Here is a 16584-nt window from a genome sequence, read left to right on the forward strand (position 1 = left end):
CAATGGGTTCGGCAGTTTTTACAGGTATAGCGCTGCTTTTTTAGGCGCATAACCAAAGGCATCTGATTGTATTGTTCAAAACGGACAATCGTTTCCTTCTTCCCATTTTTCACTATAATTGTTTTCCCGTTTCCATCTACCACAGTAGAACCACAACTTCTACAAGCACGAGGAGTAGGCGAGAGAACAGCATCGACGACCAACGTCTTTTTCTTCTGAAGGGTCTCGTAAGAGACCTCTGTAATCATCAAATCTTTCTCTGTTATTCTCAACATTTTTTTGATAGAATCATTCATATAGCATATCGTCCTCTCAGTTGTTTATTTTGTGGTGATTTAATCATACTAGAGAACGATATGTTTTTTAATACCTAAAATGAAAATGGGACTGAAGAATCAATTCTGATTCATCAGTCCCATAAATTATAGAGCCCGACAACAAAGGCAACCTTGTCTTTTTTACTTTTTCAGTTAAAAGTTTACTATTTCACGGACCGCTTACTCCTAGAAATAGTAGGGATCGAGTATTAAAGCAAAACATACAAACAAGGCTTTAAAAAAGCTGTTTAATTCTATTAGCAATAAAAATTGCTTGATAGGTGAATATGTCAGAGATTTAATGCTATCATAAACAAAATGATCAGATTTTACGATATCTTTATTGTAGAGTTGTTTCCTCGACCATATCAAATAGTGTCAGTAAAAAATAATTGAGTTTTTACTGACACTACTAAAAGACTGGTTAGTATATTCAATTATATAGTAAAAATTTATCGTAGTAATTGGTGTGATTTAGCAATTCATTATTTAACTTCAAGGTCTGATCCTTGCATAATCTGCTGATTGTAAAAGCTTGATGTCTTACTAAGTTCATTAGAGAATTCATCAAACCCTAATTTTTCCATTAGAGTCATTTCTTCTGAAAATAGATTTGTTCCTAAGCCTAATCGATTTCCCTCAATGGAAACACCTAATGCAGATAAAGTGGTCGGAAACAAATCCAATGTACTGAAAGAACGATTGGTATTATTCAAGGTTGTTACCGGTGAGTTAATAAAGAGATTGAAGACAGTTCGCTCATAGTCTTCAGGGATACCATTAAAAAAAGAGGGATCCATGCTTAGGTGGTCACCGGCAATTACGATAGTGGTATTATCATAAAAAGACTGTTGCTGAACCCATCGTATAAAATTACCTAACATATAATCTGAATAGTGGATGACATTACTATATTGCTGTTCAAAAAATTTAGGTGTATTTTCGGTCATCAAACCATCTGGGAAGTGCATATCAGCTGTTAGAAGCGTTAAATTAAAGGGCTCTTCTGACTGAGAATCTTCTATAAGTATGTTTTTAGCAAACTCAAAAAGTTTCTCATCCTCATATCCCCACCAGACTTTATAGTCAGACGGTATCCATTGATTATCGATGGCATATTGATAATCTTTTATTTGGTAATTTCCATGTTGAGAGTAAAATTTATCTCTGCCACCAAAGCTTGCATCGGAACCGATTAACAGTGTTTGATTGTATCCTTCTTGATCTAAAATGGTACCGATTGTGGTGACACCAGGCATAAAAGATGAAGTATTGCCATATTCATTTTCGTTATAGCCACCAGAGACTCTCAGAGGAACCCCAGAACTTTGAGCAACCATTCCTCCTACTGTAAAACCAACACCAGGAACTTGACGAGCACCGCCGAAAGTACTTTGGTGCGAAAAATTTAGTCCATCTGCATAAGCTGATTCTGTGAGATTTGGTAATAGATTGACTTCTTGCATTCCGCCAAGGTCAATGGATAAGTACGTTGATTCTAATGATTCGACGTAAATATAGATAAGGTTTCTTTTTTGTTCTGGAAAGGTAAGCGCAACATCATTCGGGTCCACATAAAAATCTTCGTAAATCGTTGATTTCTCAAAAAAATATGCTTTTAGTTCTGCATAGCCCAATGTTTGTATACCAAAGAAAAAACCGTATATAGTGAGGCTTACACTAATGAAGGCAAAAAAGAAACTCGTCTTTTTGGTTAACTTAATTTGCTGAAACTTTTTGTAAGATAGAGCATAGAGTAGCAAGTATAGGATTACTAGAAAACTAAGAGTGAGAATAATAGAATTTAATAAAGGACCCAAAATGAACGTATAAATTTGGCCCGCATCTGTTCCTGTCAAGGGTTGAGACAAAGTGTATAGAATTTCACTAATGCCTACATTACCAAAAAAACTTTTCGTCCAAACGGCACTGTTTCCCGCAAGTGCTCCAATGAATACTAGTAATGAAAAAATAAAAAAAGAAAGTTGAAGACGCCAGGTCAAGGATTGAAATATTCTGTCAATCAGACCTGTTTTTTTGATAATCAGCACCGTTGATAAGAGAAAAAGAAAAACAAGGATACTTACACCAGTGACAGCGGACTTGGTTGAAAGGAAACTAAAAGATAAGAGATTTTTTCTTAATTCAGTTAAGCCGAGTGATCGTGCAATAAATGCCGTGAATGACAGATGAGAAACGGCACAAAATAGAGAAAACGAAAATCGGCGATAAAAGCTTCTATGTGCTGTTAAAAAGAGTATGAGAATAAAAAGTAAGATTGAAAAAAGCATCCTGTACCTCCAAATACATATTATATATAGTATACTAGAATAATGACAAGTCTCCAAAAGAAAAACTTAAAAAAAGGCGTGGAATCCTTATTTTTTTTCATTTTTTGCCAATTAATGCGAGTTTGTCTTCTTTAAGTTTTTTAGGGATTTTAATTTTTGTTGAGAATTACTAAAAAGTCGAGTATAATTTTTTAGAATTGGATATTTAAAACTCTTAACAATTCATGGAAAGGGATATTCATGCATACATTTGTTATTTGCGCTTATAAAGAGTCTTCTTTTTTAGAAGAATGTATACTTTCTTGTTTAAATCAGACGAGTCTGAAAAAAGGAAAGTCCAAGCTGATTTTGTACACAAGTACACCAAATACTTATATAACAGAGATTGCCAACTCTTATGAGATACCTATGTTTACTAGTTCAGGCGGAAGTATCGGACGAGATTGGAACAATGCATTGTCTTTTGTTGATACGCCATATGCGACGATCGTTCATCAAGACGACATCTATTTAAAAGAGTATGGTGAAAGCGTCATTGATGCGTTCGAAAATAATAATCAAACAAGTATTGTGTTTACGGATTATAAGGAAATCGATCAAGAAAGTCAAATCAGAAAAAGATCAATAAATCTTAAAATTAAAACGTTCGGTTTAAAAACAATGGGGTTATTAAAATCAAAGTGGTATCAAAGGCGAATATATGCGTTTGGGAACTTTATTTGTTGTCCAGCTGTTTCATATAATTTGCGGGTGCTCAATGACTTCAAATTTAATGAACAGATGCGAATGGCAGTAGATTGGGATGCATGGGAACGAATCATGAAGCGGCCGGAAAACATTTGTTACATCTCAAAAAATGCAATGTATCATAGAATTCACGAAGAATCTGAAACAACTGCAACAACCCTGGATAAAACGAGAGAAGCAGAAGAATTGGAAATGTACAAACGTTATTGGGGAAAAACCATTGCTTCTTTTCTCATGAAATTTTACGTGAAAAATCAAGAAAGCAATCAATTATAAGAAAAGTTAGGGTGTAAATCGTGAATCCAAGAATTTTACTTATTATTCCAGCATATAATGAAGCAGAAGGTATTGTCCAAGTAATCGACAAGGTACTCGAGTATAGAAAAAAAACACCATATAATTTAGATTATCTTGTTATCAATGATGGGTCTACAGACAATGAGGAAGCGGTATTATTAGAAAACAATATTCATCATGTCGAGTTGGTGAACAATTTAGGTATTGGAGGAGCTGTGCAGACGGGATATCTGTATGCATTAGAACACGATTATGATATCGCGATTCAATATGATGGCGATGGACAGCACGATATTGAAAGTTTAAGTCAGTTGGTTGAACCGATTATCAATAATAAGGCTGATTTTACCGTCGGATCCAGATTTGTAGAAGACAGCACGTCGACGTTTAAATCTACTGGTGCAAGACAATTAGGAATCAGGCTTCTTTCAGGACTTATTTACCTTCTGACAAAAATGCGCGTCAAAGATGTAACGAGTGGTTTCAGAGCAGGAAACCGGCAAGTAATCAGACAATTTGCCCATCGATATCCGAGCCAGTATCCGGAACCTGAAAGCTACATGCATTTAGTAGCCAAAAACATCCGGGTGAAAGAGATTGGGGTAAACATGTTCGAAAGAACAACTGGTCGCTCAAGTATTCATTTTTTCGACTCGGCAGCGTATATGGTTAATGTCTCTTTGGCTATTCTGATTGCATCTTTGATTAAAAAGGAGGAATCCTAATGCCGGTTCAATTACAAATTATTGCTATTTTTTTAGCATTTGCTTTTTTTGTCTTAACTGTTTATTTGATTCGTAAAGATCATGCAGAAGTACGTCAAATGAACAAATGGCTTTTACTGGGAATAATAATGTTGATCGGTGCATTATTTCCCAAAGTAGGGACGACAATCGCCCACTTCTTAGGGATCACTACACTCACTTCTTTAGCATTATATAGTTTAACAGCCTTTTTATTGTTTATCACTTTAACAACTAGTATTGCATTGATAAATACGCAAAGACAAGTCAAAACATTAACACAAGAGTTATCTTTCTTGAAAAAGGAAATTAGAGAAATGAAAGAAGGAGAAAAATGAAGGGTATTTATTTTTCCCAAGACTTGACCCATGCTGGTGGAATTCAAAAGAAGATCAATCGACAAATTGAAGAGTTTGAAAAAAATGGTTTTTCCATGAAACCCTTAATAAACCCAAAAAGGAATATAGGTCATCTGTTTCTAAACCTAGTTCCTTTTTTTTCAAGACAGTTTTTTTTAAAAGAGAAAATAAATTGGCAAGAGTACGACTTTGTTTACATTAGAAAAAGTGCGGTTTTTGATAAAAGTGTTATCGATTTATTAAAGAAAATCAAGACAATGAATCCATCAATTATTGTCTTATTAGAAATTCCAACATATCCTTATATGAACGAATTTAAAGGAATTGTAAAATGGGACATTCAAGCCAAAGAACATCTCTGGACACCATATTTAAAACACTACGTTGATCGAGTTCTGACTTTTTCGGATGATGAAAAAATTTTTGATATACCATGTATCAATCTTTCGAATGCGTACGACTTTGCTAGTCCGATTGAAGGTAGTAATGAGGGAGATGGTGCAATCCGATTACTAGGGGTCGCAGCACTTTGTTTCTACCATGGATATGATCGCGTCATACAAGGACTGCACGAATACTATAATTTATCTGACGCTAAGAGAAACGTCATGTTCACTTTAGTCGGTGATGGTCCTGTCTTAAAGGACTATAAAAAGCTGGTCTCTGATTACCACTTAGAAGAAAAAGTGAAGTTATTAGGCAGAATAGAATTTTCTCAATTGGATCAGTTTTATCAGAATGCAGATATTGGGATTGACTCTTTAGCCCGTCATCGATCTGGAGTAACTTATAATAGTAGTCTAAAAGGAAAAGAGTATTTGGCGAAAGGGTTGCCGATTGTTTCTGGAGTGAAAACTGATTTGGATAATTGTGATCTTCCGTTTTATTATCGTGTACCGAGCGATGATACACCAATCAATATTCCAAGCTTAATTGAGTGGTACGATTCGATGCTTGAAAATTCTTCAAAAAAGGAATTAAGCGCAGCTATTTTTCAATATGGTCTTAGTCATTTTACTTTTGAAAAAACCTTTAAGCCTGTAATTGACTATTTGAGGAGTACAAAATAATGGATGAGAAAATCAGTATAATAATTCCAATGTATAACGGAGAGAAATATATAGGTGAATGTCTCACTAGTCTTATGAATCAAACCTATAAAAACATAGAGATCATCGTTGTTGATGATGGCTCAACAGACGATTCAATAGAGGTAGTTAATGAAGTCATAAAGAAAAACACCTCCAGAGTTATTCGATTAGTCAACAAGAGTAACGGTGGCCAATCAAGCGCTAGAAACGCAGGGATTTCGTATGCCAGTGGCAAATTGATTGCATTCATTGATTGCGATGATTTTGTTACACCGATTTAAACTGAAGGAATTATTTATGAGGACGGGCTGTTTTTCTATGAAATGATTGATAAGATAACGAAGATTTCATTGATTGATAGTAAAAGCTATTATTATTGAACAACAGAAAACTCAACTTTAACGAGTAAAATAAGCAAGAAGAATTTAGATGTTTTAAAGAAAAACAGATTAACTGAGAACTTTTTAGAGAAATATCCAGAAGCATTAGGGCAATTCTATCAAGAACACGCAATCTGAATGATTGTATTGCTGTAAAATGTATTTATGATAAAGCCCCATTTTTTGTCAATTGATAAGAGAAATCTTATCAATTTATCAAGAATATTAAAACATCGTATAGTAGCTTAGGAAGTAGGATCAGTGATATGAAGAAAACAATAGGAATCTTAATTCTAAATTATTTAGCTTTTGAAGATACAATTGAATGTGTGGGATCTTTAATGAATCAAACCTTTAAAGAGATAGATATCCTAATCGTAGATAATGATTCACCAAATGATTCATTCAAACGTTTATCAGATAACTTTGAAGATTCAGAGCAGGTTACCGTTGTAAAGATGAAAGAAAATCTTGGTTTTGCAAGAGGAAATAATTTTGGTCTATCACTTTTTAGAAAGAAAGGAATTGAAAGGGTCCTGGTTATAAATGGGGACACTCTCCTTGAAGATAGAACTTATTTAGAAAAACTAGCTTCAATATCGTACAATGAGGATATTGGCATGATTGGTACAAAAATTATCACCAGAGACGGAAAGAACCAAAATACACTAAATGTCAATCTAAAAAAGAAAGCAGATTTGGTTTTCCATAGAATGATATTGTTATTGTTGGAAAGCTCATTGCGTTTAAATATCTATCCGCACCTTAAGAAATTGATGACGCTTCGGGACAACGCGTATCAATCAGCTTCTTTTTCGGATGAAACCCAGGAAATACTTGATCCTTACGAGAAGACACTGCATGGTGCAGCAATCTTTTTTACCGAAAATTATTTGAGATATTACATTGGATTTTATCCGGAAACATTTCTTTATAATGAAGAAGATTATTTGGCAATCCTTTGTCAGCGGCTTGGATACAAACAACTGTATATACCATCGTTGAGCATTTATCACAAAGAAGATGCTTCGAGTGACTTATTATATAATGACAATCTGAAGAAGTCATATCTTTTTAAGTTAAAAAATGTAAAAAAGAACTTATCATTAATGAGCGGATTTTTTTCGTTATCAAATGAAGACTTAAAGAGAAGGATGAGTATCTAGATGAGAAATGCTTTTAGATCAGGTATGATTTTTACAGCAATCGGACAGTACAGCAATGTTTTGATCCAATTGCTGATAAACGTTGTACTGTCAAGATTAATACCAGTTGAAGAATTTGGGGTGGTAGCGAATGTTCAAGTTTTCCTAGTATTTTTCCAAATGTTTGTGACAGCTGGTCTAGGTCCGGCGATCATTCAGAACAAAGAGATGAAGGAAGAAGATTATGGGATTGTTTTTAACTATACAGTTCTGTTTGCTTTTCTGTTAGCTGTCGGTTTTGGGATATTCGGCCATTTTGTTGCGATTATCTATAATAATCCTATCTATAAATCGCTATTTTGGTTTATGTCGATCATTGTATTTTCAGAAGGAATGAACGTTGTACCAACAGCAATTTTAAATAAAGAATTGAAATTTCGAACCCTTAATTTGAGGCTCTTGTTTTGTAATCTTTTTGGTGCAATCTTTGGTATTGCCTCAGCTTTTGCTGGCTTTGGCGTTTATGCATTGATTTTAAGTGCCGCTATTCCTGCAATTGCTACGCTGTTTGCTAATTTTGCTGTAGTTAAGATCAAGTACACAAAAAGTTTAGACCCGCAACCTTTTAAAGTACTATGGTCATTCGCAAAAAACCAATTAGGTTTTACAATATTAAATTATTTTTCCCGTAATTCAGATAATTTACTAATTGGACGATTTTTAGGTCCCGTGCCCTTAGCAAATTATCAAAAGAGTTATCAAATGATTACTATGCCCAATACGGTATTTTTAGGTATTATTTCCCCAGTTCTGCAACCTGTTTTGTCACATCATCAAGATGATGTGAAGTTGATACGAGAAACGTTTTTAAAAATTGTCCATGTCCTAGGATTAATCGCATTTCCATTAACTATTTTTATGGTAATGAATGCTGAGGAAATTATCCTATTTCTCTTTGGTTCTCGCTGGTATGCCGCTGTCGTTCCTTTTTCAATATTGGCATTTAGTATATGGGCGCAGATGCTCACTTCTGCAACTGGAAGCATATTTATGGCAAGAAACCATTCAAAAACATTATTGAAAACGGGAATGATTTCAACTTTTTTGATTCTTAGTTTAACATTGGTTGGAATCAATTTCTCGAAGATAACTTACGTGGCTGCCTTTGTTTGTGTAGCGTACATCTTAAATTTTTTCACCTCCTACTGGATTTTGATGACAAAAGTCTTGGAAGGAAAACTTTCAGATGTTTTGAAGCAGCTGATCAGTCCAGTATGTATCAGTGTCGTTTTAGCAGCTGCTCTCTTTTTGTTCGATCATCTCATCACGATCAACACGAACTATTTTGTCTTACTGGTAATCAAAGGTATTTTATGGTTAATTCTATTGGTTTCATGTTTGTTGATTACAGGGGAAGTCAAAAAAATAAAATCTGTCTTCTAGATTTGCTATACTCAAGAAAAACTTGTGGTATTCAAATAAAAAACCGCATCTAATTAAAAAGGAGTGAGTAATTCATATGAAAAAAAGGTTGGCTAATTTCTTTCTGGTTCTAGTAATCCTTGCGAGCAGTTTCAGTCCAATCATTGGACTTGCTGAAACGAACGTTGTAAGACAAGAAATGACAAGTAACGCTTCAGAGAGTTTGACAAATGAGCAAACCAGCAGTACTGATTCAAATTATCAAAGCGGATCTACAGAAACGACGGAAATGTCGGATAGTACTTCTACAACAAATAGCGAAAGTACAAGTTCAACTTCAGTAAGTGACTCAAGTACGCAAGATATAACAGAATCATCTTCAAGTACGTTTGATTCTACGACAGAGCAGACAACGTCTTCTTCCAGTGAAGAGGATGATATTGAATTAAAATCCGCAAAAGGTTTACCGAACTTGAAACTAATGGTACATATACAAACAGATGGGGAAACAGAAGTACCGCCAGCTAGTAATGTTACTGGTGGTACAGTTGGACAGGCGAAGCGTTTGGAGGGAATGTCGCTCGCTATTGATCCAGACAGCACAGAACTGAAAGGTAGTATCGTTTATTCCACACATGTTCAAACTTATGGTTGGGATTTAGGCGAAAAAAGAGATGGCGAATTTTCTGGAACGATTGGTGAAGCTAAGCGCCTTGAGGCAGTCAAAATTAATTTGACCGATGAGTTAGCGGAGGGCTATGATATTTATTACCGCGTCCATTCACAAACGTTTGGTTGGCTTGGATGGGCGAAAAACGGGAATGAAGCGGGTACTTCTGGATTTGCTAAAAGACTAGAATCTATCCAAATTCAGTTAGTGGAAAAAGGTAGTCCAGCACCCGGGAGCACTGATAAACCTTATGTTTCAACTGACAATGTAACCCAACCTTCGCTTCATTTATCTTCGCATGTTCAAACTTACGGATGGCAAGAGTCCCAATCGAGCGGTCTTGTTTCTGGAGGTGTTACTGGAGAAGCAAAGAGATTAGAAGCGATTCAGCTTCGTTTAGATAATAATATTTATGATGGAGATATCGAATACCGTGCACATGTTCAGAGTTATGGTTGGCAATCCTACCAAACGAATGGTGCAATTGCAGGTACAGCAAATGAAGCTAAACGGATAGAAGCGATTCAGATCCGCTTGACAGGAACCTTGTCTCAATTATTTGATGTTTATTATCGGGTTCACATTCAATCGTTTGGCTGGTTAGGATGGGCGAAAAACGATCAAATGTCGGGAAGTGTCGCGCTCTCACGAAGAGTAGAAGCAATTGAAGTTCAACTTGTGCAAAAAGGAACGGCGCCGCCAGGAGATAGTACGATGCCGTTTATCTCCTACGAAACAATTGAAACACCAAGTATTCATTTGAGTGCACATGTTCAGACTTTTGGATGGTCGACGACGATTAATCCGGGCCAAGCAAGTATTGGAACAGTTGGTCAGGCAAAACGACTGGAAGCAATCCAGCTAAGTTTAGAAAACTCTCCAGTTACAGGTGGAATAGAATATCGTACGCATGTTCAAACCTATGGTTGGCAAGGGTATCAATCTAATGGGAGCACAGCCGGTACAACAGGTGAGGCGAAACGGATCGAAGCACTCCAAATTCGATTGACCGGCAATATTTCATTGCTTTATGATATTTATTATCGAGTGCATTCCCAGACTTATGGTTGGCTTGATTGGGCTCGAAATGATCAGCGGGCTGGAACGAGTTCGTTAGCAAAACGTGTTGAGTCGCTCGAAATAAAACTTGTGCCTAAAAATCAACCGGCACCAGGGTCGACAGCCAAACCGTATATCGAAATGCAAGAGTTTCTATTTGTAATGGGACACGGGGGAATCGACCCGGGAGCAGTGGGAAGCGGGACGAATGAGCGAGACTTTACAAGAAATGAATTGCTTCCATATTTGCGTAAGTATGCCAATCAATTGAAAGAAAGCAGAATTAATTTTTATGATGTGTCACGCGACATGTTTACTGACACTCGAAACGGACAAGGAGCACACCTTGTAAGTAACGCAATCACTTCAGTTACAGAATTTCATCTAGATAGCGGAGGTATCGGAGCTTCTGGGGGGCACGTCATAGTGAGACCAGGGGGATCCAATTCAATTAATATCGGGCTAGCGAATACCATTCGGACCTATGTCGGCTGGCATCCTTCATTTGTTAATTCGAATGGGTTGAGTTTTAGACAAGACTTATTGAATTTAAATATTTTCAGATCTAGAGGGATTGAGTATCGCTTAATGGAACTTGGCTTTATCTCCAATCCTTCAGATGTTGCGAGAATAAGAAACAATTTGGACAATATCGCAAAAAATATTGTGCAAAACGTGACCGGTGAAAAATTATAAAAGTTTTAAATGAGCAGAATACTTAAGTAAAAAAAAGAATGTCATTTCTTTCTGATGAGTTTTCATGTATAATGATACAAGTCAAAAAGAAGATATTAAGGAGGAGTTGTTTTGTCTAAACAACATCCAGAAGATTCTTTTAAGGAGAAAGTTATGGAGTCTTTAAAAGAATCAAGTTCAAAAAAAGAATCGATATCTGAACACAGCTTGTTGGATGACGATTCTGTGGGATCTCGTAGTAATCATCTAAATAAAAGTAAACATATAGAAGAAAAACAAAATCATTCAGCTTCTTCAGAAAGTTTGCGAGAAACTGTTTCTGAAAAAAACCAACGCAGATTGCAGCGCAGCAAGGAAGACAAAATAGTTAATAAGATCGTGTTGATTGTTGTTCTTGTTTTCTTAGTAATCGGCGGAATATTAGGTTTCTCAGCTTATCGATATGTTACTTCAAGTTTGCAGCCATTAGATCCAGATGATACTGAGAAGGTGACGATTGTTATTCCAAGCGGTTCATCGAATAAAGCAATTGGTGAGATCCTAGAGGATGAGAACATTATCAAAAGTGGAATGATTTTTAATTATTACACAAAATTTAATAATCTGACGGGCTTTCAAGCAGGAACATATCATTTTTCACCAAATATGACACTGGAAGCGATAAGTGAGCAGTTGCAAAATGGCGAAGGTTCGGTCACCTCTGATGCAAAAGTGACGATTCCAGAAGGGTTTGATGTGGATCAAATCGGTGATGCTCTAGCGGAAGCAACAAATATCTCGAAAGACGATTTCTTAGCTTTGATGGAAAGCGATGAGTTCTTTGAAAAAATGAAAGAAACCTATCCTGAGCTTTTAGCAAGTGCCGGCGATGCGCAAGGCGTGCGTTACCGACTAGAAGGATACTTGTTCCCAGCGACGTATGACTACTATACAGGGAATACCCTAGAAGAAGTCGTTACCCAAATGGTGGATAAATCAAATTCAGTCTTGTCCAAATATTTCGATCAAATTGCTCAAAAAGAAATGACGGTCCAAGAAGTCCTTACATTGGCTTCACTTGTTGAAAAAGAGGGTAGTAAGCTAGAAGATCGTAAAAATATCGCACAGGTATTCTTCAATCGTTTAGCGATTGATATGCCGCTGCAATCGGATATTTCGATTCTATACGCGTTAGGTGAGCACAAAGAGCTAGTCACTTATGAGGACACTCAAGTTGACTCTCCTTATAATCTCTATGTGCATACTGGCTACGGACCTGGACCATTCAACAATCCAAGCGAAGCAGCGATCCAAGCGGTCTTAGATCCAACACCGAACAACTACTATTATTTCGTTGCTGACATTCAAACCCAAGAAGTTTACTTTGCGGAAACCTATGAACAGCATATGCAATTAGTGGAACAATATGTAAACAATACCTCAAATTAAATTTTCATAGGTTTATAGTTTACATTTAAAAAAAAGCATGGTAATCTTTTGTGGACTCATCGCAAAAGATTACCTTTTGCGATTTATTAGAAGTTACTAAAAGGAGAAAAGAACTATGGTAGAAAAAGTTTACCCAATGACACTTGAAGGAAAAGAAAAGCTAGAACAAGAATTAGAAGAATTGAAAACGGTAAAACGCGGCGAGATCATTGAACGTATCAAGGTAGCCCGCAGTTTTGGCGATTTATCCGAAAACTCCGAGTATGAGTCTGCTAAAGATGAACAAGCGTTTGTCGAAGGCCGAATCACTACTTTAGAAAATATGATTCGTTTTGCAGAGATCATTGATAATGAGGGTGTAGACTCTGATGAAGTTTCCATCGGAAAAACTGTGATTTTTGTTGAGTTGCCTGATGGTGACGAAGAAGAGTACATGATCGTTGGTAGTGCTGAAGCAGATCCGTTTTCTGGTAAAATTTCCAATGATTCACCAATCGCTCGTGCTTTGATTGGGAAAAAAGTCAATGATGAAGTGACGATCTCAACGCCAGGCGGAGATATGCAAGTAAGAATCACAGAAGTAAAGAAAAGCTAGTCGCTTGATCACTAGGTAGATTTAGGTGACCCTGTTGTTCATTCTCCTTTAGGGAAATTGATCAAACAGGGTCTTTTTTCGGACCAGCGACGGATGGACAAACCATTTTTTTCAGGTATGATAAAGTAGAATTACTAGGAGGAGGAGCTTGAATGAAAAGTCCTTGGCGTTTTTTCTTTATTGTTGAAGCGCTCTTACTGCTTTTTGCGGTATGGCAAATTTTATCTAATCCGCCATTATTATTTTTATTAATACTTGGTGTGACGTGCTTGGTCCTTGTGAACCGAAGTGAGCGCAAGAGCAATTTTAAAAATTTCTTGATGGTCTCAAGTTCTATTGCTATTTTGATCAGTTTGTTAAATAGTCCAGCACTGTGGCTGATGCTGATTTTTGCGATTTTATTTATTGGTTTAAAAGGAGTCGAGATTACCGGAATCGACTTAACTAAAAATTCATTCTGGCGCAAAAAACAAATGATTATCGTTGAAACTGAAGAACCCAAAGTGGATCATCCGCTGAAACAAAAGCAGCAATGGTTAGGCAATGAACGGATCGGCAGTCAAGTCTATGAATGGGACGATATCAATTTAGATATCTTGACGGGAGACACTTTCATCGATCTAGGCAACACTTTATTGCCTAAGAAAGAAAACGTCGTGATCGTACGAAAAGGCTTTGGTAGAACTCGTATTTTAGTGCCTGCTGGCATAGCGATCAAATTAGAGCACAGTACTTTTATTGGCTCCGTTATCTTTGAAGGCGAAGAAACGAGCTTGAAAAATGAAAAAGTGACGATTTACAGCCCGGATTATGGCGAAAATAGTCGGCGTTTGAAAATCTTAACGAATACCCTTGTTGGTGATGTTGAGGTGATTCGGGTATGATTGGGAAATTTTCAAGAGGCATGATCGCTTTTTACGCAGGATTAGCAAGTTTTTTCACCATGATATTGATGCTGTTTTCCTATTTGTATGCCAGTGGGAAAAATAATTGGCTGATAGAAGTCTTTCAAATCAAACTCTTTTTTATCCCAATCGTCTTTCACTTACTTGTAATATCTGCATTGATTGCTTTAGCTGTCTTTTTACTGATTTCTTTTTTTCGCAACCGTCAATACGGTCCGGTGGAAGAAAAGCTAAGACTGTTAGCCAGCGGCTATATCGATAGCCCTTTATTGGAAACAAAGATCCCACATGCGTCTGAAAACCATTTGATTGCGAATGTGGATCGTGATATTGCCAGTATCCAATCGAAGATGAAACAGATGTCGATGGAATTACAGCAATTGAATGCGAAACCGCAGTTTGTTGATGGTCAGACGAAAGAAGAGATTTTAGAAGCAGAAAGGCAGCGTCTGGCTCGTGAACTGCACGACTCTGTTTCTCAACAGCTGTTTGCCGCCATGATGATGATGTCTGCACTGAATGAGCAAGCGATTCGAACAGATGCTCCAGAAAGCCAAAAGAAACAGTTAGCTATGGTCACAGACATTATCAATGCTTCGCAATCTGAAATGCGGGCGCTCTTGCTTCATCTACGACCTGTAACTTTGGAAGGGAAGAGTCTAAAGCAAGGAATCGAGCAATTGTTAAAGGAATTAGAGACCAAAATCAAAATTCTATTGACTTGGGATATTGAAGACTTTACGATGCCTAGTTCGATTGAAGATCAACTCTTTCGTGTGATCCAAGAACTCTTGTCTAATACCCTGCGTCACGCGAAAGCTGATGAGTTAGAAGTATACTTGCATCGCATCGATAATAACGTGTTATTGCGGGTGATCGATGACGGAGTTGGCTTTGATCCCCAAGATCAAAAGGCCGGCAGCTATGGCTTGATGAATATCCGAGAACGGGTAAGTGCTGTTGGCGGAACGTTGAAAATTATTAGTTTTAAAAATCAAGGAACCAGTATTGAAATCAAAGTTCCACTGTTGAAGGAGGCATAACGTATGATTAAAGTGTTGTTAGTTGATGACCATGAAATGGTTCGTCTGGGGGTCTCTTCTTATCTATCAATTCAAGACGATATAGAAGTAATTGGGGAAGCGGAAAATGGTCGAGTCGGGTATGAAAAGGCATTGGAATTACGTCCAGATGTGATTTTGATGGATTTGGTGATGGATGAAATGGATGGGATCGAATCTACGAAATTGATTTTAAATGATTGGCCAGAAGCAAAAATCATCATTGTCACTAGTTTTATTGATGACGAGAAAGTCTATCCTGCAATTGAAGCGGGTGCGGCCGGTTACCTGTTAAAGACGTCTACTGCTCATGAGATTGCGGAAGCCATTCGTGCAACCCAGCGAGGAGAGCGGGTCTTAGAACCCGAAGTCACCACGAAAATGATGGATCGTTTGACGAATCGGACACCAATCCTACATGAAGATTTGACCAATCGGGAACAAGAAGTGTTACTGTTGATCGCTGAAGGAAAGAGCAACCAAGAGATTGCGGATTCACTCTTCATTACGCTGAAAACAGTGAAGACACATGTGTCAAATATCTTATCAAAATTAGAAGTAGAAGATCGTACGCAAGCTACGATATATGCTTTTAAACATGGCTTGATAAAATAAAATCTTAATAATCATACCTCCTCATGGCAAGCAGGGGAGGTTTTTGTTATACTAAATAATGATCTGGCAAACAAAGGAGCGTTTGTGGTGAAGCAAAATTATGCAATTATTGGATTAGGTCGTTTCGGTGGAAGTATTTGTCGTACGTTGATTGAATCAGGTCAAGAAGTGTTGGCAATCGATAGCAACGAAGATCGTGTCAATGAATATATGAATATCGCCACCCATGCGGTGGTCGGCAACGCACAAGATGAGATGACGTTGCGTTCATTGGGTATCCGTAACTTTGACCATGTCATTGTTGCGATAGGTGAGGATATTCAAGCTAGTATTTTGGTGACCTTGATGGTAAAAGAAATGGGTGTTCCTAATATCTTAGCGAAAGCCCAAAACGAATACCATGCCCGTGTACTGGAAAAACTCGGCGCAGACCGTGTTGTCCATCCTGAACGTGACATGGGGATTCGCATCGCTCATAATCTAGTTTCCAAAAATATCTTAGATTATATTGAACTATCTGATGAATTTTCTTTAGCAGAGATTCGCGTGTCCAATCCACGCTTTTTCAATAAATCCCTGATTGAGCTGAATTTTCGACAAAAGTATGGTCTGACAGTCGTTGCGATTCGTCGGGGACCAGGACAAGTGATCGTTTCGCCTGATGCAGAGGCGATCGTGCGTGAAAATGACAATTTACTCGTGATCGGCAATACAGATGATGTAGATATACTCGATGAACATATGAATGATTAGGAGTGAAGAA

The 16584-nt window shown here is 37.1% G+C and carries 15 protein-coding genes and 1 pseudogene; 14 read left to right on the top strand and 2 right to left on the bottom strand.

All coding sequences use genetic code 11. The features are described from left to right. Positions 1–296 (bottom strand): annotated as a pseudogene (locus ACIPK1_RS04395) (ISL3 family transposase); the annotation flags it as partial. A 506-nt stretch (positions 297–802) separates the two neighbouring features. After that, positions 803–2608: an LTA synthase family protein gene (locus ACIPK1_RS04400; RefSeq protein WP_225869266.1), complete on the bottom strand. Its 1806-nt coding sequence runs from the start codon at positions 2606–2608 to the stop codon at positions 803–805. Positions 2609–2848: 240 nt separating this feature from the next. Between ACIPK1_RS04400 and ACIPK1_RS04405 the strand changes: the two genes are divergently transcribed. From ACIPK1_RS04405 to ACIPK1_RS04470, 14 genes are all read left to right on the top strand, one after another. Beyond that, complete coding sequence (locus tag ACIPK1_RS04405) at positions 2849–3631, top strand: glycosyltransferase (RefSeq protein ID WP_061053940.1); 783 nt, start codon at positions 2849–2851, stop codon at positions 3629–3631. Positions 3632–3651: 20 nt separating this feature from the next. Next, on the top strand, positions 3652–4377 hold the full coding sequence (locus ACIPK1_RS04410) for a glycosyltransferase family 2 protein (RefSeq protein ID WP_016621275.1): 726 nt from the start codon (positions 3652–3654) through the stop codon (positions 4375–4377). After that, positions 4377–4733: a DUF2304 domain-containing protein gene (locus tag ACIPK1_RS04415; protein ID WP_005229543.1), complete on the top strand. Its 357-nt coding sequence runs from the start codon at positions 4377–4379 to the stop codon at positions 4731–4733. Before ACIPK1_RS04410 ends, ACIPK1_RS04415 begins: the two co-directional genes overlap by 1 nt. Next, entirely contained in the window at positions 4730–5824 is a 1095-nt protein-coding gene (locus ACIPK1_RS04420) for a glycosyltransferase (protein WP_061053941.1), read from the top strand. The genes ACIPK1_RS04415 and ACIPK1_RS04420 overlap by 4 nt, the downstream gene beginning before the upstream one ends. Next, the gene (locus tag ACIPK1_RS04425) at positions 5824–6126 is read left to right on the top strand and encodes a glycosyltransferase family A protein (protein WP_016621277.1); all 303 of its coding nucleotides are present in this window, start codon (positions 5824–5826) and stop codon (positions 6124–6126) included. Before ACIPK1_RS04420 ends, ACIPK1_RS04425 begins: the two co-directional genes overlap by 1 nt. A 365-nt stretch (positions 6127–6491) precedes the next feature. Continuing rightward, the gene (locus ACIPK1_RS04430) at positions 6492–7391 is read left to right on the top strand and encodes a glycosyltransferase (RefSeq protein ID WP_061053942.1); all 900 of its coding nucleotides are present in this window, start codon (positions 6492–6494) and stop codon (positions 7389–7391) included. Next, a complete protein-coding gene (locus tag ACIPK1_RS04435; RefSeq protein ID WP_061053943.1) occupies positions 7392–8813 on the top strand; it encodes a lipopolysaccharide biosynthesis protein in 1422 nt (473 codons plus the stop codon). Positions 8814–8889: 76 nt separating this feature from the next. After that, on the top strand, positions 8890–11217 hold the full coding sequence (locus ACIPK1_RS04440) for an N-acetylmuramoyl-L-alanine amidase (RefSeq protein WP_400449997.1): 2328 nt from the start codon (positions 8890–8892) through the stop codon (positions 11215–11217). Between the two features lie 153 nt (positions 11218–11370). Then, the gene (mltG, locus tag ACIPK1_RS04445; protein WP_400450285.1) at positions 11371–12645 is read left to right on the top strand and encodes an endolytic transglycosylase MltG; all 1275 of its coding nucleotides are present in this window, start codon (positions 11371–11373) and stop codon (positions 12643–12645) included. A 115-nt stretch (positions 12646–12760) separates the two neighbouring features. Next, positions 12761–13240 carry a transcription elongation factor GreA gene (gene greA / locus ACIPK1_RS04450; protein ID WP_005229556.1) on the top strand — a complete coding sequence of 160 codons (480 nt, stop codon included), beginning with the start codon at positions 12761–12763 and terminating at the stop codon, positions 13238–13240. Between the two features lie 152 nt (positions 13241–13392). Further along, positions 13393–14124, top strand: coding sequence for a cell wall-active antibiotics response protein LiaF (gene liaF / locus ACIPK1_RS04455; RefSeq protein ID WP_008379602.1), 732 nt, complete (start codon positions 13393–13395; stop codon positions 14122–14124). Continuing rightward, positions 14121–15188 carry a sensor histidine kinase gene (locus tag ACIPK1_RS04460; protein ID WP_008379604.1) on the top strand — a complete coding sequence of 356 codons (1068 nt, stop codon included), beginning with the start codon at positions 14121–14123 and terminating at the stop codon, positions 15186–15188. Before liaF ends, ACIPK1_RS04460 begins: the two co-directional genes overlap by 4 nt. Before the next feature lie 3 nt (positions 15189–15191). Next, the gene (locus tag ACIPK1_RS04465; protein WP_005236913.1) at positions 15192–15821 is read left to right on the top strand and encodes a response regulator transcription factor; all 630 of its coding nucleotides are present in this window, start codon (positions 15192–15194) and stop codon (positions 15819–15821) included. Between the two features lie 87 nt (positions 15822–15908). Next, positions 15909–16574, top strand: coding sequence for a TrkA family potassium uptake protein (locus ACIPK1_RS04470; RefSeq protein ID WP_005229566.1), 666 nt, complete (start codon positions 15909–15911; stop codon positions 16572–16574). The last annotated feature ends 10 nt before the right edge of the window (positions 16575–16584 follow it).

It is taken from the genome of Enterococcus sp. NPDC086594 (assembly GCF_044746145.1).
Taxonomy (GTDB): domain Bacteria; phylum Bacillota; class Bacilli; order Lactobacillales; family Enterococcaceae; genus Enterococcus_D; species Enterococcus_D entomosocium.

What these genes read in the sequence shown, in the direction of transcription:
- ACIPK1_RS04440 (WP_400449997.1), top strand. Translation starts at nt 8,890, where the DNA reads ATGAAAAAAAGGTTGGCTAATTTCTTTCTGGTTCTAGTAATCCTTGCG.
- mltG (WP_400450285.1), top strand. Translation starts at nt 11,371, where the DNA reads ATGGAGTCTTTAAAAGAATCAAGTTCAAAAAAAGAATCGATATCTGAA.
- ACIPK1_RS04415 (WP_005229543.1), top strand. Translation starts at nt 4,377, where the DNA reads ATGCCGGTTCAATTACAAATTATTGCTATTTTTTTAGCATTTGCTTTT.
- liaF (WP_008379602.1), top strand. Translation starts at nt 13,393, where the DNA reads ATGAAAAGTCCTTGGCGTTTTTTCTTTATTGTTGAAGCGCTCTTACTG.
- ACIPK1_RS04435 (WP_061053943.1), top strand. Translation starts at nt 7,392, where the DNA reads ATGAGAAATGCTTTTAGATCAGGTATGATTTTTACAGCAATCGGACAG.
- ACIPK1_RS04405 (WP_061053940.1), top strand. Translation starts at nt 2,849, where the DNA reads ATGCATACATTTGTTATTTGCGCTTATAAAGAGTCTTCTTTTTTAGAA.
- ACIPK1_RS04420 (WP_061053941.1), top strand. Translation starts at nt 4,730, where the DNA reads ATGAAGGGTATTTATTTTTCCCAAGACTTGACCCATGCTGGTGGAATT.
- greA (WP_005229556.1), top strand. Translation starts at nt 12,761, where the DNA reads ATGGTAGAAAAAGTTTACCCAATGACACTTGAAGGAAAAGAAAAGCTA.
- ACIPK1_RS04400 (WP_225869266.1), bottom strand. Translation starts at nt 2,608, where the DNA reads ATGCTTTTTTCAATCTTACTTTTTATTCTCATACTCTTTTTAACAGCA.
- ACIPK1_RS04430 (WP_061053942.1), top strand. Translation starts at nt 6,492, where the DNA reads ATGAAGAAAACAATAGGAATCTTAATTCTAAATTATTTAGCTTTTGAA.
- ACIPK1_RS04460 (WP_008379604.1), top strand. Translation starts at nt 14,121, where the DNA reads ATGATTGGGAAATTTTCAAGAGGCATGATCGCTTTTTACGCAGGATTA.
- ACIPK1_RS04465 (WP_005236913.1), top strand. Translation starts at nt 15,192, where the DNA reads ATGATTAAAGTGTTGTTAGTTGATGACCATGAAATGGTTCGTCTGGGG.
- ACIPK1_RS04425 (WP_016621277.1), top strand. Translation starts at nt 5,824, where the DNA reads ATGGATGAGAAAATCAGTATAATAATTCCAATGTATAACGGAGAGAAA.